The sequence below is a fragment of the Gordonia terrae genome (assembly GCF_051789125.1).
In the GTDB taxonomy this organism is placed as follows: domain Bacteria; phylum Actinomycetota; class Actinomycetes; order Mycobacteriales; family Mycobacteriaceae; genus Gordonia; species Gordonia terrae_A.
In genome coordinates, this window is sequence record NZ_CP196526.1 from 2,182,664 (window position 1) to 2,207,939 (window position 25,276).

Below are 25,276 nucleotides of genomic sequence, written 5' to 3' on the forward strand. Positions count from 1 at the left end.
ATCACGATGACCACCGAAGCCACCGAGCAGACCGTCGCGGTGCAGGGGGAACCGGCACATACCGAACTGTGGGTCGACCGCACCGGCACGCGGCGCTACACCGGCCGCAGTTCGCGCGGTGCCGAGGTCCTCATCGGCTCCCAGGATGTCGAGGGTGTGTTCACGCCCGGCGAGCTGCTCAAGATCGCGCTCGCCGCCTGTACGGGCATGTCGTCGGACCGGCCGCTCTCCCGACGCCTCGGCGATGACTACGACGCCACGATCCGGGTGGGCGGCGACGCAGACCGGGAAAACGAGGCCTACCCGCGGATCGAGGAGATCCTCCAGGTCGACCTGTCCGAACTCGATCCCGACGCCGCCGCGAGGCTTCTCGTCGTCGTCGAGCGCGCCATCGACGCGGTGTGCACGGTCGGACGCACCATCAAGGCCGGTGCCGAGGTCGATCTGCGGATCGAGACGGACTGACGCGGTGACCGACGAGACCCTGAGCGAGGACGGCACCGACCCCGTCAGGCTGACCGCGCATGTCCACGGGCATGTGCAGGGTGTCGGGTTCCGGTGGTGGACGCGGTCGCGAGCGCTCGAACTCGGGCTCGTCGGCTATGCGTCCAATCAGGCCGACGGTCGCGTGCTGGTGGTCGCCGAGGGGCCGCGCCGCGCCGCGCTGGCCCTCCTCGACGCGCTGCGGTCCGGTGACACGCCCGGCCGCGTCGATCTGGTCGTCGAGCGGCTCGACGTGCCGCGCGGCGACCTCAGCGGCTTCGTCGAACGGTGAGCGGAGCCCGAAACGGATCGCGATGGTGAGTACTCTGTACCGTCGTGCACCTCAAAAGCCTGACCCTGAAGGGCTTCAAGTCGTTCGCCTCGGCGACGACCCTGCGCTTCGAGCCGGGTATCACGTGCGTCGTCGGACCCAACGGCTCCGGTAAGTCCAACGTCGTCGACGCCCTGACCTGGGTGATGGGCGAGCAGGGCGCCAAGGCGCTGCGGGGCGGCAAGATGCAGGACGTCATCTTCGCCGGCACATCCGGACGCCCGCCGCTGGGCCGCGCCGAGGTGACCCTCACCATCGACAACGCCGACGGTGCGCTGCCCATCGAGTACTCCGAGGTGTCGATCACCCGACGCATGTTCCGCGACGGTGCCGGTGAGTACGAGATCAACGGCAGTACGTGCCGGCTGATGGATGTGCAGGAACTTCTCTCCGACTCGGGTATCGGCCGGGAGATGCACGTCATCGTCGGCCAGGGTCGCCTGTCGGCGATCCTCGAGTCCCGGCCGGAGGACCGCCGCGCATTCATCGAGGAGGCCGCGGGCGTACTCAAGCACCGCAAGCGCAAAGAGAAGGCGGTCCGCAAGCTCGACGCGATGCAGGCCAACCTTGCGCGGCTCACCGACCTGACGGCGGAACTCCGCCGCCAGCTCAAGCCACTGGGTCGCCAGGCGGAGGTCGCCCGCCGCGCCCAGACCGTCCAAGCCGACCTGCGCGACGCCCGGTTGCGCCTCGCCGCGGACGACCTGGTCACCCGTCGTGCCGAGATGGCCGAACACACCGCCGTCGAGGACGAGGTCCGCCGCCGTCAGGACGAGGTGGCGGCACAGCTGGACTCGGCCAACGCCGAACTCGCCGAACATGAGAACCACCTCGCCGAGATCACTCCCGCGGCCGCTGCCGCGAACCGCGCGTGGTTCCGGCTGTCGGCGCTGGCGGAGCGGGTCGACGCGACCCGCCGGGTCGCCGCCGAGCGGAGCCGATATCTGAGCGAGTCGTCGACGGAGGCCTCCGGGCCCGATCCGGACGAGCTGGACGAACAGGCGCTCGAGGCGGCCGAACTCGAGGCCGAACTCGCCGAGGGCGTCGAGATCGCCGCGGAGCAGCTCGAGACCGCCCGCGAAGTACTCGGCGAGCGCGAATCGGTCGCCGAGGCGGCCGAGGCCGCACACCTCGCGGCCGTGCGTGCCATCGCCGACCGGCGAGAGGGGCTCGCCCGCCTCGAGGGTCAGGTCGACAACCTGCGAACGCGGTCGGAGTCGGCCGACGCCGAGGCCGCGCGGCTCACCGCCGGGATCGCGGCCGCCACCGAACGCGCGGAAGCCGCGACCGCACAACAGGATTCGGCCGCCGGTGAGCTCGCGGAGCTGGAGGCGTCCGAACGCGCGCTTGACGAACACCACGAGCGCTGCGTCGCCGCGCTGAACCTGTCCAACGAGCGGGTCGCCACCCTGCAGGCGTCGCACCGGCAGGCCGAACACGCCATCGCCTCGTTGTCGGCACGGGTGGACGCACTGTCGATGGGTCTCGAACGAGGCGACGGCGGTGCCTGGCTGCTCGAGCACGCGCCGGACGGCCTGCGGGGCCCGATGTCGGAGCTGGTGACCGTCGAGCCGGGCTACGAGACGGCGATCGCCGTAGCGCTCGGACCCGCCGTCGACGGCATCGTCACCGTCGACGGGGTCGCCGCCGTCCGCGCACTCGAAGCACTCAAGTCCGGCGACGGGGGACGGGCGGCGCTGATCTGCGGCGGGCTCACCGCCCCGATCCGCGGCCGTGCGGTCGAGCTGCCCGAGGGTGCCCGGTGGGCGGCCTCGGTGGTGAGCACGCCCGACGACATCAGGGCGGCCGTCGACACCGTCCTCGCCGACACCGTCATCGTCGACGACCCGGCACGCGGTCTCGAACTCGCCCGCTCCCTGGGCGTCCGTGCGGTCACACATGCCGGCGACCGCATCGGACCGGCCTCCATCGAGGGTGGTTCGTCGCGTCGCCCGTCCACCCTCGAGGTCCAGTCGGCCATCGACACCGCCACCGCCGAACTCGCGTCGACGCGCCGACGCGTCGAGGAACTCGAGGCGGCACTCGACGGTGCACTCACCGAACAACATGATCGGCGCGAGGCCGCCGAAGAAGCTCTCGCCGCGCTGCACGAATCGGACGCGAGCGTCGGTGCGGCCTACGAGCACATGGCACGGCTGGGCCAGGAGGTGCGGAACTCGCTCGCCGAGGCCGACAAACTGACACGCCAGCGCAGGCTGCTCGAGGAGGGTCGGGCCGAGACGCTCGCGTCCTTGCATGAGCTCACCGAACGGCTTCGTCTCGCCCGGGACGAGTCCGACGACGGCGTCGAGATGTCCGCGGATGATTCCGAACGCGCCACCGCCGCGGCAGCCGTCGGCGTAGCACGGGGCGCGGAGATGGAGGCCCGGCTGACCCTGCGCACCGCGGAGGAACGTCTCGCGTCGGTCCGCGGCAAGGCCGAGTCGCTGCGTCGGGCCGCCCAGCGCGAGCGCGAGGCGCGCGAGCGCGCACGCCGTCAGGACGAGATCCGGCGGCAGGCCGCGGGCGTCGCCGCAGCGGTCGAACGCGCGGGCGCGCAGGTCAGCGAACGGCTCGCGGCGGCGGTGGCCTCGGCCCAGGCCGGGCGCGACGAACTCGAGGAGATCCGTGTCGCCCGCACCGCGACGCTCGACGGGCTGAGGGTTCGGGTCAACGAGTTGACGGGCACGCTGAACTCGTTGCGGGACACCGTTCATCGCGACGAGGTGGCCCGCGCGCAGGTCGCGTTGCGCATCGAGCAACTCGAGGAGCAGGTCCTCGAGACCTTCGCGATGACGCCGGACGACCTCATCGCCGAATACGGTCCCGACGTCCCGATGCCGCCGTCGGAGCTGGAGATGGCGGAGTACGAGCAGGCGAAGGAGCGCGGCGAACAAGTGGTCGCCCCCGCTCCCATGCCGTACAACCGGGCGACTCAGGAGGCCCGGGCGAAGAAGGCGCAGAAGGACCTCAACACACTCGGCAAGGTCAATCCACTCGCGCTCGAGGAGTTCGCCGCGCTGGAGGAGCGCTACAACTTCCTGTCGTCGCAGCTCGAGGACGTCAAAGCCGCCCGCAAGGACCTGCTCGACGTGGTCGAGGACGTCGACGCACGCATCCTGCAGGTGTTCACCGAGGCCTACGCCGATGTCGAGCGGGAGTTCGGGCAGGTGTTCCAGACCCTTTTCCCCGGGGGCGAGGGCCGGCTCGTGCTCACCGAACCCGGCGACATGCTCACGACCGGTATCGAGGTGGAGGCGAGGCCTCCCGGTAAGAAGGTCAAGCGGCTCTCGCTGCTGTCCGGCGGTGAGAAGTCGCTGACCGCGGTCGCGATGCTGGTCGCCATCTTCCGCGCCCGCCCGTCGCCGTTCTACGTCATGGACGAGGTCGAGGCGGCGCTCGACGACACCAATCTCCGGCGTCTCATCAAGCTGTTCGAACAGCTGCGGGAGAAGTCGCAGCTCATCGTCATCACCCATCAGAAGCCCACGATGGAGGTCGCGGACGCGCTCTACGGAGTCAGCATGCGCGGCGATGGCATCACGACAGTCATCTCGCAGCGCATGCGCGGGGTGAACATGCCCGTGGGTCAACAGGAGGACACCAGCCAGTGAACACCGGAATCATCATCGGGATCGTCATCGCGGTTCTCGTCGTGGCCGCGCTGATCGTGCTCGGCCTCGTGCTGTCGCGCCGTCGTCGCATCTCGTTGTCGGACGACAAGCCGCAGGAGATCGTCGACGGCACGACTCGACAGGTCGACCGTTCCGGGGGATACCAGGCGGGGTCGGGCTTCAACTTCAGCCGGGGGGACACCGCGACGCCGCTCGCGGAACCGCCGGCACGCAAGCCCGAACCCGTGCGCAAGCCGGACGGCCCCACCGTGCGGCCGCCGGTGGAGCGCACCGACGTCGACGGGCAACCGGGGGTCGGCGACGACGCCGCCGTGCCGCGCGACTCGGTTCGGCGCGGTGTCACCGATGTGTCCCTTCCCGATGTGTCCCTGCCCGATGTCGACGACGCCCCGGCCGCGTCCGAGACCGCTGCACCCGAGACCGCTGCACCCGAGGTCGCCGAGCCCGAGACCGCTGCACCGGAGGTAGCCGAGTCCGAGACCGCTGCATCGGAGACTGCCGACGCCGAGACCGCTGCACCCGAGGTCACCGAAGTCCCGGAGGTCACCCCCGAGGCCGCGGCACCGCAGGCCACCGAGACCGAGACCGTCGCACCGGACGGGACCGTCGTTCCCGACGACGCGGCGGAGGCGACCGCGACTGTCCCGCTCGACGACATCGCGCCCACCGCGGGGCGGCTCGGTCGTCTGCGCGGGCGGCTGTCCCGGTCGCAGGGGGCGATCGGAAAGGGCGTGCTGGGCCTGCTCGGCGCGGGCGACCTCGACGAGGACAGCTGGGAAGAGATCGAAGACACCCTGGTCATGGCCGACCTCGGATCGTCGACCACGGCGACCGTGGTGGAGACGCTGCGGACCGAGCTCGCCGCCAACCCGGTTCGGTCGGCGGCCGAGGCGCGGGCCCTGCTCAAGCGGGTGCTCGTCGATCAGCTCGACCCCACTCTCGACCGCTCGATCCGCGCGCTCCCGCATGCCGGGCGGCCCGCGGTGGTTCTCGTCGTGGGGGTCAACGGGACCGGGAAGACCACCACCACCGGCAAGTTGGCGCGTGTGCTCGTCGCCGACGGGCGCCGGGTGCTGCTCGGTGCCGCGGACACGTTCCGCGCGGCGGCCGCCGACCAGTTGCAGACCTGGGGTGAGCGCGTCGGCGCGGAGATCGTCCGCGGCAAAGAGCAGGCCGATCCCGCGGCGGTGGCGTTCGACGCGGTGGACCGCGGCATCGCGACCGGGGTCGACGTGGTGATGATCGACACGGCCGGACGCCTCCACACCAAGACCGGTCTCATGGACGAACTCGGCAAGGTCAAGCGCGTCGTCGAGAAGAAGGCCCCCGTCGACGAGGTGCTCCTCGTCCTCGACGCCACCGTCGGCCAGAACGGTCTCATGCAGGCCCGGGTCTTTGCCGAGGTCGTCAACATCACCGGTGTGGTACTCACCAAGCTGGACGGCACCGCCAAGGGCGGGATCGTCTTCCACGTCCAGAAGGAACTCGGTGTGCCGGTCAAGCTCGTCGGCCTGGGGGAGGGTGCAGACGACCTCGCGCCGTTCGAGCCCGAGGCCTTCGTCGACGCCCTGCTCTGAACTCCAGGGACGCTGCCGTGAACCCGGGATCTGCGATCGGAAATCTCGGGTTAGCGGTCGCCCGACGTCTCTGAGACATTTCTCAGAAGCGAACTGGGACGTTACACGCGCGAAATACAAACCGCCCAGGGGGTTACGCGCCTGAAACGTCGGGGCACCACAGCTGAAACCGAGTGCCGACAATCTCTTTGGAGGCGCCGAGCCGTCGGCGCATCCTGAGGAGGTTTCGTAGTGGATTCGGCTCTGTTGCCAAACGAATCGTTTGGCCCCATCGACACGGGCAACACGGCATTCATGCTCGTGTCGGCCGCGCTCGTGTTGCTGATGACCCCAGGCCTCGCCTTCTTCTACGGGGGGTTGGCGCGAGGCAAGTCCGTTCTGAACATGATGATGATGTCCTTCGGTTCGCTCGCGACCGTCAGCGTCGTCTACGTGCTCTGGGGCTTCTCGATGTCGTTCAGCGACGGCATCACGGGCAGCAGCGACATCGGCGGCATCTTCGCGAACCCGTTCGCGCTGTTCGGGTCGGACCAGCTCATGAGCACCATCGGTGAGGGCGAGACCGAGCAGTACGTCACCGGTGGTCTCACGATCCCGGCGATCGTCTTCATGGGCTTCCAGCTGACCTTCGCGGTCATCACCGTGGCACTGATCAGCGGTGCGCTCGCCGAACGCGTGAAGTTCTCCACCTGGCTGGTCTTCACCGTCCTGTGGTCGACGATCGTGTACTTCCCGTTGTCGCACATGGTCTGGGGCGGACTGGTCGGCGGCGGCGGCCTCCTCGGCGCGGGTGAAGACGGTCTGGCGGCGAAGATGTTCGGCACCGACGACGAGGGCGCGGCACTGGTCGCACCCATCGACTTCGCCGGCGGCACCGTGGTCCACATCAACGCAGGCATCGCGGCACTGGTCCTGGTCCTGATCGTCGGCAAGCGTGTCGGCTTCGGCCGCACCGCGTACCGTCCGCACAACATCCCGTTCGTCATGCTCGGCGCCGCCCTGCTGTGGTTCGGCTGGTTCGGGTTCAACGTCGGCTCCGAGCTGGGTGCCGACCTCCTCGCCGGACAGGTGTGGGTCAACACCACCGCCGCGACGGCCGCCGCGATCATCGGCTGGCTCGTGGTCGAGATCATCCGCGACAAGCACGCGACGAGCGTGGGCGCCGCATCGGGCATCGTCGCCGGTCTGGTCGCGATCACCCCGGCGTGTGGTTCGCTGACCCCGGTCGGCTCGCTGATCCTGGGTCTCGTCGCAGGTGCGCTCGCCGCGACGGCCATCGGACTGAAGAACAAGTTCGGCTACGACGACTCCCTCGACGTCGTGGGTGTCCACCTGGTCGCCGGTCTCTGGGGCACCGTGGCGATCGGCCTGCTCGCCGAGGACGTCGGCCTCTTCTGGGGCGGCGACTACAAGCAGCTCGTGGTCCAGATCGTCATCGCGCTCTTCGCGCTCGTGTTCACCGCAGTGCTCACCGCGATCATCGCCTTCGTGCTCAAGCCGCTGGGTTGGCGAGTCAGCGACGAGGACGAGAAGAGTGGCATCGACGAGGCAGAACACGCCGAGACGGCCTATGAGCTGGCATGACGCTCAGAGCCATTCGCTACTACGCTGACTCCTGTGGAGAGGGATAACTAATGAAGCTGATCACTGCAATCGTGAAGCCGTTCACGCTCGAGGACGTCAAGGCCGGGCTCGAGCAGGCCGGAATCCTCGGCATGACCGTCAGTGAGGTCCAGGGCTACGGACGCCAGAAGGGTCACACCGAGGTCTACCGCGGCGCGGAGTACTCGGTCGACTTCGTGCCGAAGGTGCGCGTCGAGGTCGTCGTGGACGACGCCGCCGTGGACAAGGTGGTCGACGTCATCGTCGAAGCCGCCCGGACCGGCAAGATCGGCGACGGCAAGGTGTGGGTGTCGCCGGTGGAATCGGTCGTCCGCGTCCGCACCGGCGAGCGCGGTGGCGACGCACTGTAGCGGCCCCGCACACGTGTGACGAATCCCGTTGAGCGGCCCCGTGTCCGACGATCAGTCGGGTACGGGGCCGATCCGTTCGACAACCCGATCGATGATCGGGACCTACCTATCGGAGGCCGTCGTTAGCGCTGCAGACCTGGCCAAGACCCGACGACAACTCACCGAGTCCGGCCGCACGGGAAAACTCGACGCACCGGCGTTGCGCCAGGTGCTCGTCGACCTGCACGAGTTCTGGCTCACCAGCAAGGGCGCCGAACTCGGAATCAAACCGCACAGTGGCTTCGCGATCGTCGCGGTCGGCGGTCTCGGACGAGGGGAGATGCTGCCCTATTCCGATCTCGACCTGATCCTCCTGCACGACGACATGCCGGTCGAGCGTGTGTCCGAGGTCGCCGACGGCCTCTGGTACCCGTTGTGGGACGCCAACATCCCGCTCGATCACAGCGTGCGGACGGTGCCGCAGGCGATGCAGGTCGCCGGGGACGACGTGACCGCAGCGCTGGGTCTGCTCGAAGCCCGGCACATCGCGGGCGACGAAGAACTGTCGGCTCTGCTGATCGGCGGCGTCCGGCAGCAATGGCGCAACGACATCCGCAGCCGTTTTCCCGAGGTCGTCTCGCATGCGCAGGACCGGTGGCGGCGGGCCGGGGACATCGCGCACCGCGCCGAGCCGGATCTGAAGAACGGGCGGGGTGGACTGCGGGACGTGCAGCTGCTCGGCGCCCTGGCGATCGCCCAGCTCACCGACAACATGGCGGGGCTGCGGCCCGACTCCCCGGGCGCGGGCCCGCAGGTCGCCTACACCCGACTGCTCGACATCCGCACCGAACTCCACCGCATCGCGGGTCGCCCGCGCGAACAGGTGCAGGCCCAGGACGCCGACGAGATCGGGGCCGCGCTGCGCATCGGCGACCGCTTCGACCTCGCCAGGGTCATCAGCGACTCCGCCCGCACCATCAGCTACGCCATCGACGTCGGTCTGCGGACCGCGGGCAATGCGCTGCCGCGGCGCGGGCTCGCGAAGCTGCGCCGTTCGCCGTTGCGCCGGCCGCTCGACGAGGGCGTTGTCGAGCACAGCGGTGAGATCGTGTTGGCGCGCAACGCGATTCCCAGCAAAGATCCCGGCCTGATCCTGCGGGTGGCGGCCGCGTCGGCTCGCACGGGACTACCGATCAGTGCGTCGACGCTGAGCAGGCTCGCCGACTACGCGCCCGAGCTGCGCGAGCCGTGGCCGGCCGAGGCGTTGAGCGATCTGCTGGTCCTGCTCAGTTCCGGCCACCACATGGTCGACCCGATCGAGGCACTCGACCGGACCGGCCTGTGGGGCAGGCTCCTGCCGGAGTGGGGCGCGGTCCGCGACCTGCCCCCTCGGGATGCCATCCACACCTGGACCGTCGATCGACACCTCGTGGAGACCGCGGCCTACGCGAGCGCGATGACGACCACGGTGTCGCGTCCCGACCTGCTGGTGCTGGGCGCGCTCATCCACGACCTCGGCAAGGGGCGCGGAGCCGATCACAGCATCGTCGGGGCCGAACTCGCCGTGCAGGTCGGCAACCGGTTCGGGCTGTGGCCCCAGGATGTGTCGATCCTGTCGGACATGGTGCGTCATCACCTGTTGCTGCCGCAGGTCGCGACACGACGCGACCTCGACGACCCGGCGACCGCCGAGCATGTCGTCGAGAGCCTCGGCCACAACCGGGTCCTGTTGGAGTTGCTCGCGGCACTGGCTGAGGCCGATTCGCTGGCTACCGGACCGGGCGTCTGGGGCGACTGGAAGGCCTCCCTCATCAGGGACCTCGTCCGGCGATGCATGCGCCGCATGGAGGGAGTGCCGCCGAGTGAACCCGACCCGCTGACCGCCGATCAGCTCGCGACCGCGGCCGAGGGGGACTTCGCCGTTCGCCTCGTGCGCGCGGACGGGCAGCACACCTATCGCGTCACGATGGTGGCGCCCGACCAACCCGGGCTGTTGTCGAAGATGGCAGGTGTCCTCGCGCTCGGCGGGTTGCGGTCGCACTCGGCGTGCGCGCAGAGCCACGACGGCAAGGCCATCAACTCCTTCGTCGTCGTCCCCATGTTCGGCAGCCCCCCGGACGCAGGACTGCTGCGCCAGCAACTGATCGCGTCCGTCGACGGCAAGATCGACGTTCTCGCCCGCCTCGCGGCGCGGGAGCGGGACTCGCCGATACCCACGATCGGCACCGTCGCCACGATCCCGGGCACCTTCGTGTCGACCGGTACCAACGCGGGCAGCACCGACCCGGAGGTCGACGGGGCGGGTCACCCGAAGAACGCGGTGCCCGCGCTGTTCGCGGTCGCCCCGCCGCGGGTGACGTGGCTCGACGCGCCGGACGGCGAGGCGGTGCTGGAAGTCCGGTCCGACGACCGGATCGGGCTCCTGAGCCGGGTGAGCGCCGTGCTCGAGCAGCACGGCGCCGACATCCGCTGGGCCAAGGTCTCCACGCTCGGTGCGACCGTCGTCGACGTCTTCAGTCTGCGGCAGACGGCCGACTCCGACGACGCGCGTGCCGAGCTGACCGAGGCCATCGTCGCGGTGTGTCCGCCGCTGCAGCCCACGCGGGACGAGGAGGGCGACGGACCGCAGACCTACGGCGGGACCGGACGGTCGGGCGTGCCGATCTCCTAGATGTCACGACCGTCGACCCTCATGGAAGGATGGGATCATGTTCGATTCCCTCTCCGACCGGTTGACCGGTGCCCTGAAGGACCTGCGTGGCAAGGGGCGGTTGTCCGACGCCGACATCGACCGCACCTGCCGCGAGATCAGGCTGGCCCTGCTCGAGGCGGATGTCTCGCTGCCGGTGGTGCGTGCCTTCATCGCGCGGATCAAGGAGCGCGCCAAGGGGGCCGAGGTCTCCGCGGCGCTGAACCCGGCGCAGATGGTCGTCAAGATCGTCAACGAGGAACTGGTCGGCATCCTCGGCGGAGAGACCCGGAGGGTGCGGTTCGCCAAGAACCCGCCGACGGTCATCATGCTGGCCGGCCTCCAGGGTGCCGGTAAGACGACCCTCGCCGGCAAGCTGGGCAACTGGCTCAAAGAGCAGGGTCACACGCCACTGCTGGTGGCTTGTGACCTGCAGCGTCCCGGCGCGGTGTCGCAGCTGCAGATCGTCGGCGAGCGGGCCGGTGTCCCGGTGTACGCGCCGCATCCCGGCACGTCGATCGGCGGCGAGGGAACGCTGGGCGTCACCTCCGGTGATCCGGTCTCGGTCGCGAAGGCCGGCGTCGACGAGGCCCGGGCCAAGCACTACGACGTGGTCGTCATCGACACCGCCGGCCGGCTCGGCATCGATGCGGAGCTGATGAAGCAGGCCTCCGACATCCGGGACGCCACCACTCCCGACGAAGTGCTGTTCGTCGTCGACGCGATGATCGGTCAGGACGCGGTCACCACCGCCGAGGCCTTCGCCGACGGCGTCGGCTTCACCGGCGTCGTGCTGACCAAGCTGGACGGCGACGCCCGCGGTGGTGCGGCGCTGTCGGTCCGCGAGGTGACCGGGCAGCCGATCATGTTCGCGTCCTCGGGAGAGAAGCTCGAGGACTTCGACGTCTTCCACCCCGACCGGATGGCGAGCCGGATCCTGGGTATGGGCGACGTGCTCAGCCTGATCGAACAGGCTGAACAGCACTGGGACGCGCAACAGGCCGAGGCCGCCGCCACCAAGATCACGCAGGGCGACCTGACGCTCGAGGACTTCCTCGAGCAGATGCTGATGATCCGCAAGATGGGCCCGATCGGCAACATCCTCGGCATGCTGCCGGGCGCGGGTCAGATGAAGGACGTGTTGTCGCAGGTCGACGACAAGCAGCTCGATCGGGTGCAGGCGATCATCCGGGGTATGACACCCGCCGAGCGGGACAACCCGAAGATCATCAACGCCTCGCGCCGACTGCGTATCGCGAACGGTTCTGGCGTCACGGTCAGCGAGGTCAACCAACTCGTCGACCGGTTCTTCGAGGCCCGCAAGATGATGGCGCAGATGTCCGGTCGCATGGGTATGGGTGCGGTGAACCGCAAGTCGAATCGCAAGAAGGGCAAGGGGAAGAAGGGGAAGGGCCGCGGCCCGACACCTCCCAAGGCGCGCGGTGGATTCCCCGGCATGCCGGGCGGGATGCCCGCCGGATTCCCGGACCTGTCGAACATGCCCGCGGGACTCGACCAGTTGCCGCCGGGACTCGAAGGTCTCGACGTCTCGCAGTTCCAGCCGAAGAAGAAGAAATAGTCGTGGGCGGACACGGGGCCCGCCACTACCGCGGTTCCGACCCCCTCACCGGGGAGCCCGTCGAGTTCTGGGTGCGCGACGGAGTGGTCAGCTCCACACCGGTCGCCGATGCCGAGACCGCGGTCGACGGCGGGTGGATACTCCCCGGCCTCGTCGACGCCCACAATCACGTGGGTATCGCGCCCGGACTAGGTGTCGACATCGAGCAGGCCCGCGGGTTCGCGTACGCCGACGCCCGTGCGGGCACCCTCCTGATCCGCGAGGTGGGGTCGCCGCTCGACACCCATCCACTCGACGACGACCCCGCCTGCCCCCGCTTCATCCGGTCGGGCAAGCACATCGCCCGTCCGAAGAGGTATCTGCGCGACTACGGCGTCGACCTCGACGACCCGGACGAGCTCGCCGCGGAGGTCGCGCGTCAGGCGGAGGCCGGAGACGGGTGGGTCAAGATCGTCGGCGACTGGATCGACCGCGACGCCGGGGACCTGGCGCCGCTGTGGACTCGCGACCAGATCGAGGCGGCGGTCGGGGTGGCCCACCGTCACGACGCCCGGATCACCGCGCATGTGTTCGGCACCGACGCCCTCGTCGATCTCATCGCGGCAGGGGTGGATTGCATCGAACACGGGACCGGCTTGACCGACGACCTCATCGCGCAGATGTCCGAGCGCTCGATTGCGTTGGTGCCCACCATGATCCAGGTCGAGAACTTTCCGGGTATCGCCGACGGCGCGGACCGTTTCCCGACCTATGCCGCGCACATGCGGGCCCTGCACGCCGGCGCCCCGAAGGTGTTCGAGGCCGCGCGGGAGGCCGGTGTGCGTATCTTCGCCGGGACCGACGCGGGCGGATTCGTCGAACACGGGCGCATCGTCGACGAGATCGAGGCACTCGCGGCGGTCGGCCTCGGAGCCGCGGCCGCGGTCGATGCCGCCTCCACCGGTGCCCGCCGCTGGCTGGGTGCGGATGTCCTCGACGACGGTGACCGCGCGGACTTCGTGGTGTACGCAGAGAACCCGTGCGAGGATCTCGGCGTGCTGAGGCATCCGCTAGCAGTGGTCTCCTCGGGCCGCCACATCGTGTGAGCAACGCCACAAGTGGGCCTCTGGTGTGTGCTTCTTACCGCCGCGTAACGTAGCAGCGGCGTTGCAACGGTTCGAGTACGACGAGCCGGTTCAGCCCGGAACTGTCAGCCCAGATCCGGCTGGCGCAGACGCTGTCGGAGCCGGGGGTCGAGGGAGGCTCCGGTGGCGCTGCGCATCCTGGGTACCGATGGACCGATTCACCTTGGTGACGAACACATCGAGTGGCGGAAGCGACGTGCGGCATGTGGTCGTCCTCGCGGGGTGGGTGACCACATGCCGGAACACCCCTGCGCCCGTACTTCGGTCCCGACGGCCGCCACCGGCTCCAGGATTTCTGTGCGAGCCGCACCGTCTGGCACAATGGCTCGCTGGTTCGTCGGATCCGGTCACGGCCGCCCGACGGTCACACCGAACATTCGCAAAACCGGGTCCGTCATTCCGGACGGGCTGCTGAATTGCGCAGTGACCACACGAAAGAAGTAGACATGGCTGTCAAGATCAAGCTCACGCGGCTCGGCAAGATCCGCAACCCCCAGTACCGCATCGTCGTCGCCGACGCTCGCACCCGCCGCAACGGCCGCGTGATCGAGACCATCGGCAAGTACCACCCGAAGGAAGAGCCCTCGCTGATCGAGGTCGACTCCGAGCGCGCCCAGTACTGGCTGGGTGTCGGCGCGCAGCCGACCGAGCCCGTCGCCGCGATCCTCAAGGTGACCGGTGACTGGCAGAAGTTCAAGGGTCTGCCGGGCGCCGAGGGCACTTTGAAGACCGCCGAGGCCAAGCCCTCGAAGCTCGACCTGTTCAACGCCGCGCTCGCCGCCGCGGACAACGAGCCCGTCGCCGCCGCGACCACCCCGAAGAAGAAGGCCGCCAAGAAGGACGACGAGGCTGCCGAGGCTCCCGCCGCCGAGGGTGACGCGTGAGCTCAGTCGTCGCCGACGCCGTCGAGCACCTGGTCCGCGGGATCGTCTCGAACCCCGATGACGTCCAGGTCGACCTCGTCACCGGCCGCCGCGGCCGGCTTGTCGAGGTCCACGTGAATCCGGACGACCTCGGGAAGGTCATCGGTCGCAACGGTCGCACGGCGACCGCGCTGCGCACCCTCGTCTCCGGCATCGGTGGACGCGGGATGCGCGTCGACATCGTCGACACCGACCGCTGACCGAACACCCGAAGAACATCGAGCGCACCGTGGATCTCGTCGTCGGCCGTGTGGTGAAGTCCCACGGCATCCGTGGCGAGGTCGTCGTCGACGTCCGCACGGACGAACCCGATGTGCGTTTCGCTCGCGACTCGGTGCTGCGCGGCCGTCTGCCGCGCGGTGGCGGGGAACGCGAATTCACCGTGACAGCCGCCCGGGAACATTCCGGGCGGCTGCTCGTGTCTCTGGCCGGGGTGTCCGACCGTGGCACGGCCGATGCCCTGCGCGGCACGCTGTTCCTGATCGACAGCTCGCAGGTCGAGCCGTCTGACGATCCCGACGAGTTCTACGATCACGAACTCGAGGGAGTCGCCGTGCAACTCGGCGACGGCACCGCCATCGGGGTGGTCGATTCGGTGCTGCACCTGCCCGGCGGAGAGCTGTTGTCGGTCCGGACGACCGACGGTCGGGAGGTGCTCATCCCGTTCGTGCGCGAGATCGTCCCGAGCGTCAGCCGCGAACTCATCGTGATCGATCCGCCGGACGGTCTGCTGGACCCCGACTCTCTCGACGGTGCGCCCTGATGCGCCTCGACGTCGTGTCGATCTTCCCGGAGTACCTGCAACCGCTGCGAGTTGCCTTGTTGGGCAAGGCGATCGACGCCGGCCGCATCAGCGTCGACGTCCACGATCTCCGGGACTGGACGCATGATGTGCACCGCAGCGTCGACGACTCGCCCTATGGGGGCGGGCCGGGGATGGTCATGAAACCCGACGTCTGGGGTCCCTGCCTCGACGCCGTGTGTCCTGACGACGCACTGCTGGTGGTGCCGACGCCGGCCGGTGTGCCGTTCACCCAGGAGACCGCACGCCGCTGGAGCGGCGAGAAACATCTCGTGTTCGCCTGCGGCCGGTACGAGGGTATCGATCAGCGCGTCTTCGACGATGCGGCCCGGCGGGTCCGCGTCGAGGAGGTGTCGCTGGGTGATTTCGTCCTGATCGGGGGAGAGGTCGCGGTCATGGCGATGATCGAGGCGACCGTGCGACTGCTCGACGGGGTGCTCGGCAACCCGCGGTCGCATCAGGAGGACTCGTTCTCCGACGGCCTGCTCGAAGGTCCCAGCTACACCCGTCCCGTTACCTGGCGGGGCCTCGACGTCCCGGCGGTGCTTCTCAGCGGCGACCATGCGAAGGTGGCCAGCTGGCGTCACGAGCAGTCGTTGCAGCGCACCCGCGCACGCCGGCCCGATTTGCTCGACGAGGCTGTGCACAGCGCGGACGCCGGAGACCCGGAAGTCGGCTAGGATTCCGGGAAACTCGACGTATACCGGGGGCCTGGGGGCGATGCACGGATATTCGGCGATGCTCGACGAGCTCGAACGGCAACGCGCCGAGCTGGACCGGGTCCGTGAGGCGTTGTCGCAGTTGACTTCTCGCGCCACGAGTGCCGACCGGCTGGTCGCGGTGACCGTGAACGCGCGAGGACTCGCCACCGACATCTCGATCGAGCCCGCCGCCCTGCGGCGCTACCGCGCCGACCAACTATCCACGCTGTTGACCACGCTGATCGCCGAGGCAGACGCCGCGCTGCGCACGAAGAGTGCCGAATTGCTCACCCGGGCCGGAGATCTCCCGCTCGATCATGCCGACGCCCGGCTCGGTGCGAACGCCGACGGGGCAGGCCGGTGACACCGATCGATCCGGTGACCGGCAGGGTCGCCGTCGACGCCGGCCTCGCCGGAGATCTGTCCGAGCAACTCGCCGCCGCCGCTGCCCGACTGCAGACCCTGACGGCCGAACTCGCCGCGGTGCTGGGCGATCTCGACCGGGCTGTCGGTGTCGGTGAGCCCGCGCAGGCGTTCCGGAGGGGGTTCGTTCCGGCCGGCGCGGACCTGGTCGACGCGATGGGTGCACTCGCCGGACGCGTTGCCGACCGCGGCCGCGGGATCGCCGTGGGTACCGCTGCCCTGGCCGACGCCGACGCCGCCGGTGCCACAGCCATCGACGGGGCCGACAACTGATGGATGACAACGGATCTCCGGCCGATGCCAGGCGCATTGCCGAGTCTCTTGCGCCCGGCGTCTGGCCCACCGCCGATGCCGAGGGGCTGCGGGACGCGGCGAACCGGCTTCGTGAGCTCGCCGGGTCGGTGGAGGGAGTCACCGGGGCGGTGACGTCGGCGGCGGGTGACTACATGGCAGGAACAGCGCGGTCGGCGGGGGAGTTCCGCCACGCGATCGTCGCCGGCCTCGACGCGGTCACGGGCGCCGGGCCCGACTCGCTACCCGCTGCCGTCACACGCCTGCGCGCCCTGGCGGGATCACTCGACGCCTATGCCGACACCGTCGCCGACACACGGCAGCAGATGGCTGTCATCGCCCTCGTCGCCGACCGGGATCTGCGCCGTGCCGACGTGCTCGCCGAGGTGGGGGACGACACCTGGCGGGTGAGCGCGGCGAGTGCCGGACGGATGGCGCTCACCGCTGCAGGCGACGACCACACCGAACGGTCCGGCGAGGCCGGCCAGAGCGCGGGAGCTCCGGCCGCGACGAGCGGGATGATGCCCATGATGCCGATGGGCGCGATGGGAGCCGCCGGCGCCGTGGCGGCCGGACTGGGTGCGATGGCCGGGGCCAGGGCCGAGCCCGACCGGTCTGCCGTCGCCGACCTGGGGTGGCTCCGGCAGCGGGCCGAACGAGTGCAGACGTCCGTTCCCGGCGCGGTGGCGGGATGGTTCCGCACGGCCGTCGGGGTCGGAGCCGGTGAACGTGGCGTCCGCGTCGTCGTCGTCGGTACCAACGATCCGCAGCCCTACCAGCGGCCCGGTCTCGAGCTCGCGGACGACGAGGCGCTGACCGCCGACGGCCGGGCACCGGAGCTGGCCATCGCCGACCACATGACGAGTTCTGGGATCACACCGCTGGCGATCGCGGCGGCGACCCCCATGGCACCGGCCACGGTGTCGGCGCTGCGAGCCGCCGAGATCATCGTCGTCGAGCCGGGGAGGTGAGGGCTCCGGCGATTTCGTCGCGCTGGGGTGTCTCTGGCACAATAGTCGGGTTGCCTGTCGACGATGCTCCGTGTCCGGAGTACTCATCCGACCACGGCGACGCCAACGACTCGGAGTACGAACCGGTCGAGCCCGCGGGCCGCCAGGTTCCTCTGCTCATTGATTTCGCCAGACAAGGACCCGACACATGAACACGCTCGACTTCCTCGACAAGCAGTCCCTCCGCGACGATGTCCCGGACTTCGGTCCCGGTGACACCCTCGACGTCCACGTCAAGGTCATCGAGGGCAGCAAGGAGCGCGTCCAGGTGTTCAAGGGCGTCGTGATCCGCCGCCAGGGCGGCGGCATCCGCGAGACCTTCACCGTCCGCAAGGTGTCCTTCGGCGTCGGCGTGGAGCGCACCTTCCCGGTGCACAGCCCGAACATCGCCAAGATCGACGTCCTCACCCGCGGTGACGTGCGTCGCGCCAAGCTGTACTACCTGCGCGACCTGCGTGGCAAGGCCGCCAAGATCAAGGAAAAGCGCTGACGCGTCTACCCTGACGACGTGGCCGACACACAACGACCCCACGACCACCGCGACCTCGATCCCGATGGCGACACCGCAGACGGCGGCGCACGTCCCTGGCGGTTGAAGTCCGACGCGGACGACGATCTCGGGAACGCGCGCGATGCGAAGAAGCGGAAGTCCGGTTCGGGATCGCTGCTGCGAGAAGTCGCGATCATCGTCGGATGCGTACTGCTCCTGACCTGGGTCCTGCAGACCTTCATCGGGCGGCAGTACGTCATCCCGTCGGAGTCGATGGAGTCGACGCTGATCGGCTGCACCGGGTGCACCAACGACCGGATCGTGATCGACAAGCTGACCTATCGGTTCGGCGACCCGCATCCGGGCGATGTCGTGGTCTTCAAGGGCCCGTCGGAGTCGTGGAACGGCTCGTGGGTGTCCCCGCGCTCGACCAATCCGGTCATGCACAAGGTGCAGGATGCGCTGTCCTGGTTCGGGTTCGCGCCACCGGACGAGAACAATCTGGTCAAGCGGGTGATCGCGACCGGCGGCCAGACCGTCGAGTGCCGTAACGACGAGGGCGTCGGCGTCAAGGTCGATGGTCGTCCGCTGCGCGAGCCGTACATCGACATGAAGCTCCAGCAGGAGACGGTCGCCGCGTTCGGACCCGGTGTCGCCGGCCCCGGCAACCAGGTGCCGTCATGCCTCGGTCCGGACTTCGGTCCGATCAAGGTGCCCGAGGGGAACGTCTGGGTGATGGGTGACAACCGGTTGAACTCGCAGGACTCCCGTTACCACGTCGACGATCAGTACCAGGGCACCGTCCCGGTCAGCGACATCCGGGGCAAGGTCCGCACCATCATCTATCCCTTCTCGCGGATCGGTGGTGTCGGTTCGTTCAATCCGCAGCAGTGATGAGCCGGGTGACGAACCGCTGGCCACCGCGCTCGCCCGTCCGCCGGGCGGTGGGTCTGCGGACGTTCGAATTCGCTTTGCACCGACAGGGTCTCGGACCGGTCGCCGGTGTCGACGAAGCGGGACGCGGGGCCTGTGCCGGACCGTTGGTGGTCGCAGCCTGCGTGCTGAAACCCACCCAACTCGTCTCGCTCGCGGACCTCGACGACTCGAAGAAGCTGACCGAGCGGACCCGTGAGGGCCTGTATCGATCGGTCACCCGCTACGCACAGAGCTGGAGCGCGGTGATCATCGACGCCGACGAGATCGATCGCATCGGTATCCACGTCGCGAACATCGAGGGGATGCGCCGAGCAGTCGCAGCCCTCGACGTGAAGCCGGGGTATGTGCTGTCCGACGGGTTCGCGGTCCCGGGGCTGACCGCACCGTCGCTCCCCGTGATCGGCGGCGACGGAGCCGCTGCCTGCATCGCGGCCGCCAGCATCATCGCGAAGGTCACCCGGGATCGCATCATGGTGGCGCTGGACGACGAACTGCCGGGCTACGATTTCGCGATCCACAAGGGCTACAGCACCGCGCTGCACATGTCGCGGATCGACGCGGCCGGGCCGTCACCGCAGCACCGCATGTCGTACCGTAATGTCGCGGCACGAGTGGTCACCAGCGCAAACGACAACAGGGATAGGCTGACAGGATGAGTGCTGAGGATCTCGAGAAGTACGAAACCGAGATGGAACTCTCTCTGTACCGCGAGTACAAGGACATCGTCGGGCAGTTCACCTACGTGGTGGAGACAGAGCGGCGCTTCTACCTGGCCAACGCGGTCGAGATGATCCCGCGTAACACCGACGGAGAGGTGTACTTCGAGCTCCGGATGAGCGACGCGTGGGTCTGGGACATGTATCGCCCCGCACGTTTCGTCAAGCAGGTCCGGGTCATCACCTTCAAGGACGTCAACATCGAGGAACTCGAGAAGTCGGAACTTCGGCTGCCCGACGAGCCGTGAGCTCTCGCGACCGACCGTGCATGTTGATGGATTGCCCGTAGTCCACAGATCGTAGGATCTCCCGGAGTGCATCGCCGAACGTCGTCGCATCTGCGCGACGCTGATCGGTATGACCGATCCCGCACCCGAGCCCCATCGTTCCCCCGACCGTCGAGGTCATATCGGCAGGATCGGGGAGGACGCGGCCGCAGAATACGCGGTTTCTCTCGGTTGGCGTGTCCTAAAACGCAATTGGCGCAATCGCTACGGTGAGCTCGACCTCATCGCCGCGGACGGGTCCGTCCTGGTGATCGTCGAGGTCAAGACGCGCGCGAGCCGGACGTTCGACGACCCGGTCATGGCGGTCACGCCGGACAAGCTGGCGCGCATGCGCCGTGTGGCACAGATGTGGCTCGCCGCCCAGGACCGGCGGTGGTCGCAGATCCGGTTCGACGTCCTCAGCGTTCAGCTCGACCGGTTCGACCCCGACGATCTCACCCGCGCCCGGATACGCCACCACCCCGGCGTCTACGTGTGATGGTCCGATCTTTCTGTCACAACTTGCTGAGGTCGGTGCGGACGAGCATGACGTTGTAATCGCTCCAGCGGGATGCGTTGAAGTAGAGCTCCTTCGAATCTCCCTGCAGTGCAGGGGAGTTGGGCAGCATCATCGGGCCGTACAGAACCAGGGCGCCCTTCGGCACGATGGTTCGCGGGTTGCTCCACGGCCCTTCGGGCCGTTCCGCCGTCCGCAGTGTGATGTCGTTGTCGCCGTCGAGCATCACGTACTTCTCCAGGTACGGGCTCCACGCCACGGACAACTCGGTCACCGGCTGTCGGACGACGGCCGCGGACCCGTCGTCGGGGACGGCGGCGATGTCGTCGACCCAACCGGGTCCTCTGCCCGCCCAGTACTCGTATGCGTCGAGGTCGAGGATGTCCTCGGCCTTGAAGCGCGCGAGGAACGCGGCACCGAAACGTCCGTTGGGAGTTCCGTATTGATAGACGTAGCCTTCGTCCGCGGTGCCCGGTCGCCCTCGGACCCACGCGTTCTGCTGGAACTTGCCGTTGTTGAACTCGACCGGCCGGAACTCACCGGGCAGCCGCAACGACACCGGTGCGTTGATCAGGATGGTGTCCTGATCGGTGGTCCACGTCTGCCCGTTGTCGTCGGAGTGCGCGATCGCCGAGAAGTTCGTGACCCAGTTGCCCGGCGAACCCCAGGATCGGACGGACATGTAGTTGATGTACTGCCGGTATCCGTTGCCGTGGGGCAGCGATATCGCCGCGGTGGGAATCGTGGTGACCTCGACATTCGAGATCCCCACCGAGGGAATGAGTTCTTGCGCGTAGTTCGGCTGCCCGGGTGCGATCACCGAACCGGATGTCACGTCGCCTGCTCTGCCGTCGGGAACCGACAGGCCGTTGGCGAGGTTGTCGTCGTCCGAGCGGAGGAGGACGTTGTGACGCCACTGCTGGCCGGCCGCGTTGCAGTTGCCGAAGGTGTCGCCGAACGCCATGAGGGTCTGACCGCGACCGTTGTCCCAGGCCACCCCGAGGTCGGTGCCGCTGATGCCGAAACGGCTGAAGGTGCGGTTACTGCTCAGTGGGCCGGTGACCCATCCGGCGGTGCGCGAGATCTGTCCGACGTAGGGCACGAGCGGCGCCTGCGGACCGAGGCCGGGGACGTTCGAGCTGCCCGACGAGCCGCTGGAGCCGCTCGACCCGAACCCGAGGAAGCTCGACCCGGTACTCGCGTTTCCGCACGGCGCGGCGTGCGCCATGCCCGCCCCGGCGGTCAGGGCGATAGCGGTCCCGCTGAAGGCGATGACCCCGGCAAGTGCCAGCCGGACACTCGTGGTGAGACGGCGCGACACGCGAGACCTCCACTGCTTCGATGTGACGGAAGTTATTGACGTGACTATTGTTACTGGAGTGGCGTGTAAACGTCGCCTCGGCGCCGGTCACGATCTGGTGTCAGCGCACGAAGTGTCGCTGCTCGGCCGCGGTTCGCGATTGCCAGCCCACGCGCTCGAGCTCGGGGACGTCGGCGTCGAGTTCCGGGTAGCCGATGCACAGGTAGGCGACGAGACCCCACGACGCTGGGACGTCGAGTGCCGCGGCCACTTCGTCCGGGTCGATGATCGAGACCCACCCGACTCCGACGCCACGCGCACGCGCCGCCAGCCAGAGCGTGGAGACCGCGGTGACAACCGAGTAGTCGAGTGTTGCCGGGACGGTCCGCCTACCGAGTCCGTGGCCCTGGTCGGGGTCGCGGTCGCAGAATGCCGCCAGCTGAACCGGCGCGTCGTCGAGACCGGCCAGCTTGAGCGATGAGTACAACCGAGCACGTTCGCCGTCGAATCCGGCCATGGCGTCGGCGTTGCAGCGGATGAAGCTGTCGCGCACCGCCTCCCGAGCTGGAGTCGACCGGACCTCGACCCACCGCCACGGTTGGCTGTTTCCCACGGACGGCGAGAGTTCGGCCGCGGCCATGATCTCGGGCAGCAGGTGGGGGTCAAGCGGTCGCCGGCTGAATCGCCGGACGTCGCGCCGCCAGCGCAGCAGTCGGTCCAGGTCGTCGACGAACGCGTCGTCGAATGTTCCGTCACTCATCGGGTGTCGAGCCTAGTCAGGGTGCTCGACCAGAACGTGGTGGGTAGTGGACAACCAGGACGTCATCCACAGATCCGCCGTCGGAGTGGCTCGAGGCCGCCCGCCAGGCGTGTCGCCGGTGAGACTGATCCCATGTTGGGGCAAACACAGGCGGTGGGGCTCAATGCCTTCGCCGCGCGGGTCGTCGACGTGCAGGCGAGTGTCAGTTCGGGACTCCCGGGTTTCGCGGTGACGGGCAATCCGGACGCGTCGGTGCGTGAGGCGCGCGACCGGGTACGGGCGGCGATCAAGAACTCGGGCTTGGGATTTCCCGATCTGAAGGTGACGGTCGCGTTGTCGCCGGCCGACATGCCCAAGATCGGTTCCGGGTTCGACCTGGCCATGGCGGTGTCGATCCTCGCCGCGACCGATCAGGTGTCGTCGGAGAAACTGGTGACGACGGTCTTCCTCGGTGAACTCGGCCTGGATGGCAAGGTGCGTCCGATCCGGGGAGTGCTGCCGGCGGTGATCGCAGCGCGCCGGGCGGGGTATCTGCGGGCTGTGGTGCCGCTCGAGACGGTGGCCGAGGCCGCTCTCGTCGAGGGCGTGGACGTCGGTGGGGCGACGGATCTCGCGGAGGTCGTGCGTTGGCTGGCCGGAGATCACGTGCTCGACACGGTGCACGAGTCGATCACCACCCAGCCGCCGCCGATCCCGGACATGTCCGATGTCGTCGGTCAGCAGGAGGCGCGGCACGCACTCGAGATCGCCGCGGCGGGAGCGCATCACGTCCTCATGACGGGTTCGCCGGGCATCGGCAAGACGATGCTCGCCCGACGTCTGCCCGGAATCCTGCCTTCCCTGGGTACGGAGGACTCCTTGGAGGTGACGGCGATCCATTCGCTGGTCGGCGAACTGTCGCCCGGACGTCCGCTGATCACCGAACCGCCCTTCATCGCGCCCCACCACAGTTCATCGACGACGGCGCTGCTGGGCGGGGGTACCGGTTTCGCCCGTCCCGGTGCGGTGTCGAAGGCGCACCGCGGTGTCCTGTTCCTCGACGAGTGCGCCGAGATGAGTGTCAAGGTCCTCGAATCCCTCCGTGAACCCCTCGAAGACGGCGAGGTCCGGGTACCGCGCCGCGACGGGGTCGCCGTGTACCCGGCGCGCTTTCAGCTCATCCTCGCCGCGAACCCGTGTCCGTGCGCGCCGGCGCACGACGTCGACTGCGTCTGCTCGGCTGTCGTTCGGCGGCGCTACCTGGGCAAACTGTCCGGGCCGCTGCTGGATCGGGTGGACATCCGCGTGCGGATGGACCCGCCCGGCAACACCGCGCTGATGAGCGGCTCGGGGGAGACGAGCGCGGACGTCCGGCAACGGGTCACCGCGGCGCGGGCCGCTGCGGTGGAACGGTGGTCGGAGTTCGGCTGGCGGACCAACGCGGAAGTTCCGGGGTCGGCGCTGCGACAGAAGTTCAGGCTGCCCCCGCAGGTGCTCCGCCCCATCGAGCTGTTCCTGCGTGACGGGCGGGTGACAGCGCGCGGAGCCGACCGCGCATTACGACTGGCCTGGACCCTGAACGACCTGCGGGGCACCGTACAACCCTGCGAAGACGATGTCGCACAAGCGCTTCTGTACCGGGATCGAGGGGCGGCATGACCGGCGTCGGACACGGGGCGGAACTGACGTCGTGGGCCTACCTCGCGCGGGTTGCCGAGCCCCCGTGTGCCGCGGTCATCGCGTTGGTGGACGCCGTCGGTCCGGTCGACGCCGCGTCGGCCATCCGCCGTCGGGTCGTGCCCGCCGGACACGAGCAGGTTCTCGACGCCACCGCCGGTCGATGTGAGACGGATTCCGCCGCAGACGATCTCGTCATCGCCGATCGGGTCGGGGCGCGACTGGTGACGAGGTCCGACCCCGAGTGGCCGGCCTGGTCACTGCTGGCACTCGGACAAGCAGACACCGCCGCACGCGGTGGCGAACCGCTGGCGCTGTGGGTCCGGGGGCCGGCTCGCCTCGACGACCTCGCCGCCGCGTCGGTGGCGCTGATCGGTTCCCGCGCGGCCTCCGCCTACGGAGAACACGTCACGCAGAAGCTCGCGTCCGGACTCGCGGGGGAGGGATTCGCGGTCATGTCTGGGGGAGCGTTCGGCATCGACGGTGCCGCGCATCGGGCGGTGGTGGCGACGGGCGGGCTGACGGCCGCGGTCATGGCCTGCGGAATCGACCGCGATTATCCGGCGTCACATTCGGCGCTGCTGACCGAGATCGCTCGAACCGGAGCGGTGATCAGTGAGTATCCGCCGGGAACAACGGCGGCCAAGCACCGATTTCTGACCCGCAACCGGCTGGTCGCCGCAATGAGTGCGGGAACCGTCGTCGTCGAGGCCGGCAGGCGTTCCGGCGCGGCGAACACCGCGGCCTGGGCCCGTAAGCTGGGCCGACCCCTGGGCGCCGTCCCCGGGCCGGTCACGTCTGCGACCTCGGTGGGGTGCCACCGGATGATCGCCGATCAGCAGGCGGTGCTCGTGTCCGACGTCGCGTCGGTGGTCAACCTCGTCCACCCCGGCGGTGGCGGCGACGTCGGGCGCGGACGCGCGAAGGCGACCGACTCTCTCACGCCCGAACAGCTTCGGGTCCATGACGCCATCCCGGCGCGAGGTGGGGTCGGCATCGAGGAGATCGCATTCGCGGCGGGTCTCGACGTGGGGGTCGTGAGATCGGCGCTCGCACGCCTCGACGTCTACGGACACGTACGCAACGTCGATGGGCGGTGGCGCCTGGGCTGATAC

At 68.9% G+C, this 25,276-nt stretch carries 25 protein-coding genes; 23 read left to right on the forward strand and 2 right to left on the reverse strand.

The genetic code is table 11. From position 1 onward, the window contains the following. The first annotated feature begins 6 nt into the window (after positions 1–6). The 21 genes from ACSUZC_RS09900 (at position 7) to ACSUZC_RS10000 (ending at position 20,427) form a co-directional block, all read left to right on the forward strand. Entirely contained in the window at positions 7–465 is a 459-nt protein-coding gene (locus ACSUZC_RS09900; protein WP_439032626.1) for an OsmC family protein, read from the forward strand. Between the two features lie 4 nt (positions 466–469). Next, positions 470–775 (forward strand): acylphosphatase, encoded by a 306-nt coding sequence (locus tag ACSUZC_RS09905; protein ID WP_439032627.1) that lies wholly within the window; start codon positions 470–472, stop codon positions 773–775. A gap of 44 nt (positions 776–819) precedes the next feature. Then, positions 820–4,428, forward strand: a complete 3,609-nt coding sequence (gene smc, locus ACSUZC_RS09910; protein WP_439032628.1) for a chromosome segregation protein SMC — start codon at positions 820–822, stop codon at positions 4,426–4,428. Beyond that, positions 4,425–6,026, forward strand: a complete 1,602-nt coding sequence (ftsY, locus tag ACSUZC_RS09915; protein WP_439032629.1) for a signal recognition particle-docking protein FtsY — start codon at positions 4,425–4,427, stop codon at positions 6,024–6,026. The genes smc and ftsY overlap by 4 nt, the downstream gene beginning before the upstream one ends. A 294-nt stretch (positions 6,027–6,320) precedes the next feature. Beyond that, on the forward strand, positions 6,321–7,610 hold the full coding sequence (locus ACSUZC_RS09920) for an ammonium transporter (RefSeq protein WP_439033068.1): 1,290 nt from the start codon (positions 6,321–6,323) through the stop codon (positions 7,608–7,610). A 50-nt stretch (positions 7,611–7,660) separates the two neighbouring features. After that, positions 7,661–7,999: a P-II family nitrogen regulator gene (locus ACSUZC_RS09925; RefSeq protein WP_004572306.1), complete on the forward strand. Its 339-nt coding sequence runs from the start codon at positions 7,661–7,663 to the stop codon at positions 7,997–7,999. Positions 8,000–8,090: 91 nt separating this feature from the next. Then, the gene (locus ACSUZC_RS09930) at positions 8,091–10,649 is read left to right on the forward strand and encodes a [protein-PII] uridylyltransferase (protein ID WP_439032630.1); all 2,559 of its coding nucleotides are present in this window, start codon (positions 8,091–8,093) and stop codon (positions 10,647–10,649) included. Positions 10,650–10,686: 37 nt separating this feature from the next. Then, positions 10,687–12,246 carry a signal recognition particle protein gene (ffh, locus tag ACSUZC_RS09935; RefSeq protein WP_439032631.1) on the forward strand — a complete coding sequence of 520 codons (1,560 nt, stop codon included), beginning with the start codon at positions 10,687–10,689 and terminating at the stop codon, positions 12,244–12,246. Further along, positions 12,243–13,331 carry an amidohydrolase family protein gene (locus ACSUZC_RS09940; RefSeq protein WP_439033069.1) on the forward strand — a complete coding sequence of 363 codons (1,089 nt, stop codon included), beginning with the start codon at positions 12,243–12,245 and terminating at the stop codon, positions 13,329–13,331. Before ffh ends, ACSUZC_RS09940 begins: the two co-directional genes overlap by 4 nt. Before the next feature lie 485 nt (positions 13,332–13,816). Continuing rightward, a complete protein-coding gene (gene rpsP, locus ACSUZC_RS09945) occupies positions 13,817–14,254 on the forward strand; it encodes a 30S ribosomal protein S16 (protein ID WP_004572302.1) in 438 nt (145 codons plus the stop codon). Continuing rightward, positions 14,251–14,493: an RNA-binding protein gene (locus tag ACSUZC_RS09950; protein ID WP_238419081.1), complete on the forward strand. Its 243-nt coding sequence runs from the start codon at positions 14,251–14,253 to the stop codon at positions 14,491–14,493. Before rpsP ends, ACSUZC_RS09950 begins: the two co-directional genes overlap by 4 nt. A gap of 29 nt (positions 14,494–14,522) precedes the next feature. After that, a complete protein-coding gene (rimM, locus tag ACSUZC_RS09955) occupies positions 14,523–15,056 on the forward strand; it encodes a ribosome maturation factor RimM (RefSeq protein WP_439032632.1) in 534 nt (177 codons plus the stop codon). After that, the gene (gene trmD / locus ACSUZC_RS09960; protein WP_439032633.1) at positions 15,056–15,775 is read left to right on the forward strand and encodes a tRNA (guanosine(37)-N1)-methyltransferase TrmD; all 720 of its coding nucleotides are present in this window, start codon (positions 15,056–15,058) and stop codon (positions 15,773–15,775) included. The genes rimM and trmD overlap by 1 nt, the downstream gene beginning before the upstream one ends. A 40-nt stretch (positions 15,776–15,815) precedes the next feature. Then, positions 15,816–16,160, forward strand: a complete 345-nt coding sequence (locus tag ACSUZC_RS09965; RefSeq protein WP_439032634.1) for a YbaB/EbfC family nucleoid-associated protein — start codon at positions 15,816–15,818, stop codon at positions 16,158–16,160. Then, positions 16,157–16,492 carry a hypothetical protein gene (locus tag ACSUZC_RS09970; protein WP_439032635.1) on the forward strand — a complete coding sequence of 112 codons (336 nt, stop codon included), beginning with the start codon at positions 16,157–16,159 and terminating at the stop codon, positions 16,490–16,492. The genes ACSUZC_RS09965 and ACSUZC_RS09970 overlap by 4 nt, the downstream gene beginning before the upstream one ends. After that, positions 16,492–17,481: a hypothetical protein gene (locus tag ACSUZC_RS09975; RefSeq protein WP_439032636.1), complete on the forward strand. Its 990-nt coding sequence runs from the start codon at positions 16,492–16,494 to the stop codon at positions 17,479–17,481. Before ACSUZC_RS09970 ends, ACSUZC_RS09975 begins: the two co-directional genes overlap by 1 nt. Before the next feature lie 187 nt (positions 17,482–17,668). Continuing rightward, a complete protein-coding gene (rplS, locus tag ACSUZC_RS09980) occupies positions 17,669–18,010 on the forward strand; it encodes a 50S ribosomal protein L19 (RefSeq protein WP_238419087.1) in 342 nt (113 codons plus the stop codon). Positions 18,011–18,028: 18 nt separating this feature from the next. Further along, positions 18,029–18,904 (forward strand): signal peptidase I, encoded by an 876-nt coding sequence (gene lepB / locus ACSUZC_RS09985; protein WP_439032637.1) that lies wholly within the window; start codon positions 18,029–18,031, stop codon positions 18,902–18,904. Further along, entirely contained in the window at positions 18,904–19,602 is a 699-nt protein-coding gene (locus ACSUZC_RS09990; RefSeq protein WP_439032638.1) for a ribonuclease HII, read from the forward strand. The genes lepB and ACSUZC_RS09990 overlap by 1 nt, the downstream gene beginning before the upstream one ends. Further along, positions 19,599–19,910: a DUF2469 domain-containing protein gene (locus tag ACSUZC_RS09995; RefSeq protein WP_004572292.1), complete on the forward strand. Its 312-nt coding sequence runs from the start codon at positions 19,599–19,601 to the stop codon at positions 19,908–19,910. Before ACSUZC_RS09990 ends, ACSUZC_RS09995 begins: the two co-directional genes overlap by 4 nt. Positions 19,911–20,019: 109 nt before the next feature. After that, positions 20,020–20,427: a YraN family protein gene (locus ACSUZC_RS10000; RefSeq protein ID WP_439032639.1), complete on the forward strand. Its 408-nt coding sequence runs from the start codon at positions 20,020–20,022 to the stop codon at positions 20,425–20,427. Positions 20,428–20,443: 16 nt separating this feature from the next. Here the strand turns inward: ACSUZC_RS10000 and ACSUZC_RS10005 are convergent, their stop codons facing one another. Beyond that, a complete protein-coding gene (locus tag ACSUZC_RS10005; RefSeq protein ID WP_439032640.1) occupies positions 20,444–21,766 on the reverse strand; it encodes a DUF4185 domain-containing protein in 1,323 nt (440 codons plus the stop codon). Between the two features lie 100 nt (positions 21,767–21,866). Beyond that, on the reverse strand, positions 21,867–22,505 hold the full coding sequence (bluB, locus tag ACSUZC_RS10010) for a 5,6-dimethylbenzimidazole synthase (RefSeq protein WP_439032641.1): 639 nt from the start codon (positions 22,503–22,505) through the stop codon (positions 21,867–21,869). A 132-nt stretch (positions 22,506–22,637) separates the two neighbouring features. On the opposite strand from bluB, the gene ACSUZC_RS10015 reads away from it, so the two are divergent. Both ACSUZC_RS10015 and dprA read left to right on the forward strand, forming a co-directional pair. Beyond that, on the forward strand, positions 22,638–24,143 hold the full coding sequence (locus ACSUZC_RS10015; protein ID WP_439032642.1) for a YifB family Mg chelatase-like AAA ATPase: 1,506 nt from the start codon (positions 22,638–22,640) through the stop codon (positions 24,141–24,143). Continuing rightward, positions 24,140–25,273 carry a DNA-processing protein DprA gene (gene dprA / locus ACSUZC_RS10020; RefSeq protein ID WP_439032643.1) on the forward strand — a complete coding sequence of 378 codons (1,134 nt, stop codon included), beginning with the start codon at positions 24,140–24,142 and terminating at the stop codon, positions 25,271–25,273. Before ACSUZC_RS10015 ends, dprA begins: the two co-directional genes overlap by 4 nt. Positions 25,274–25,276: the final 3 nt, after the last annotated feature.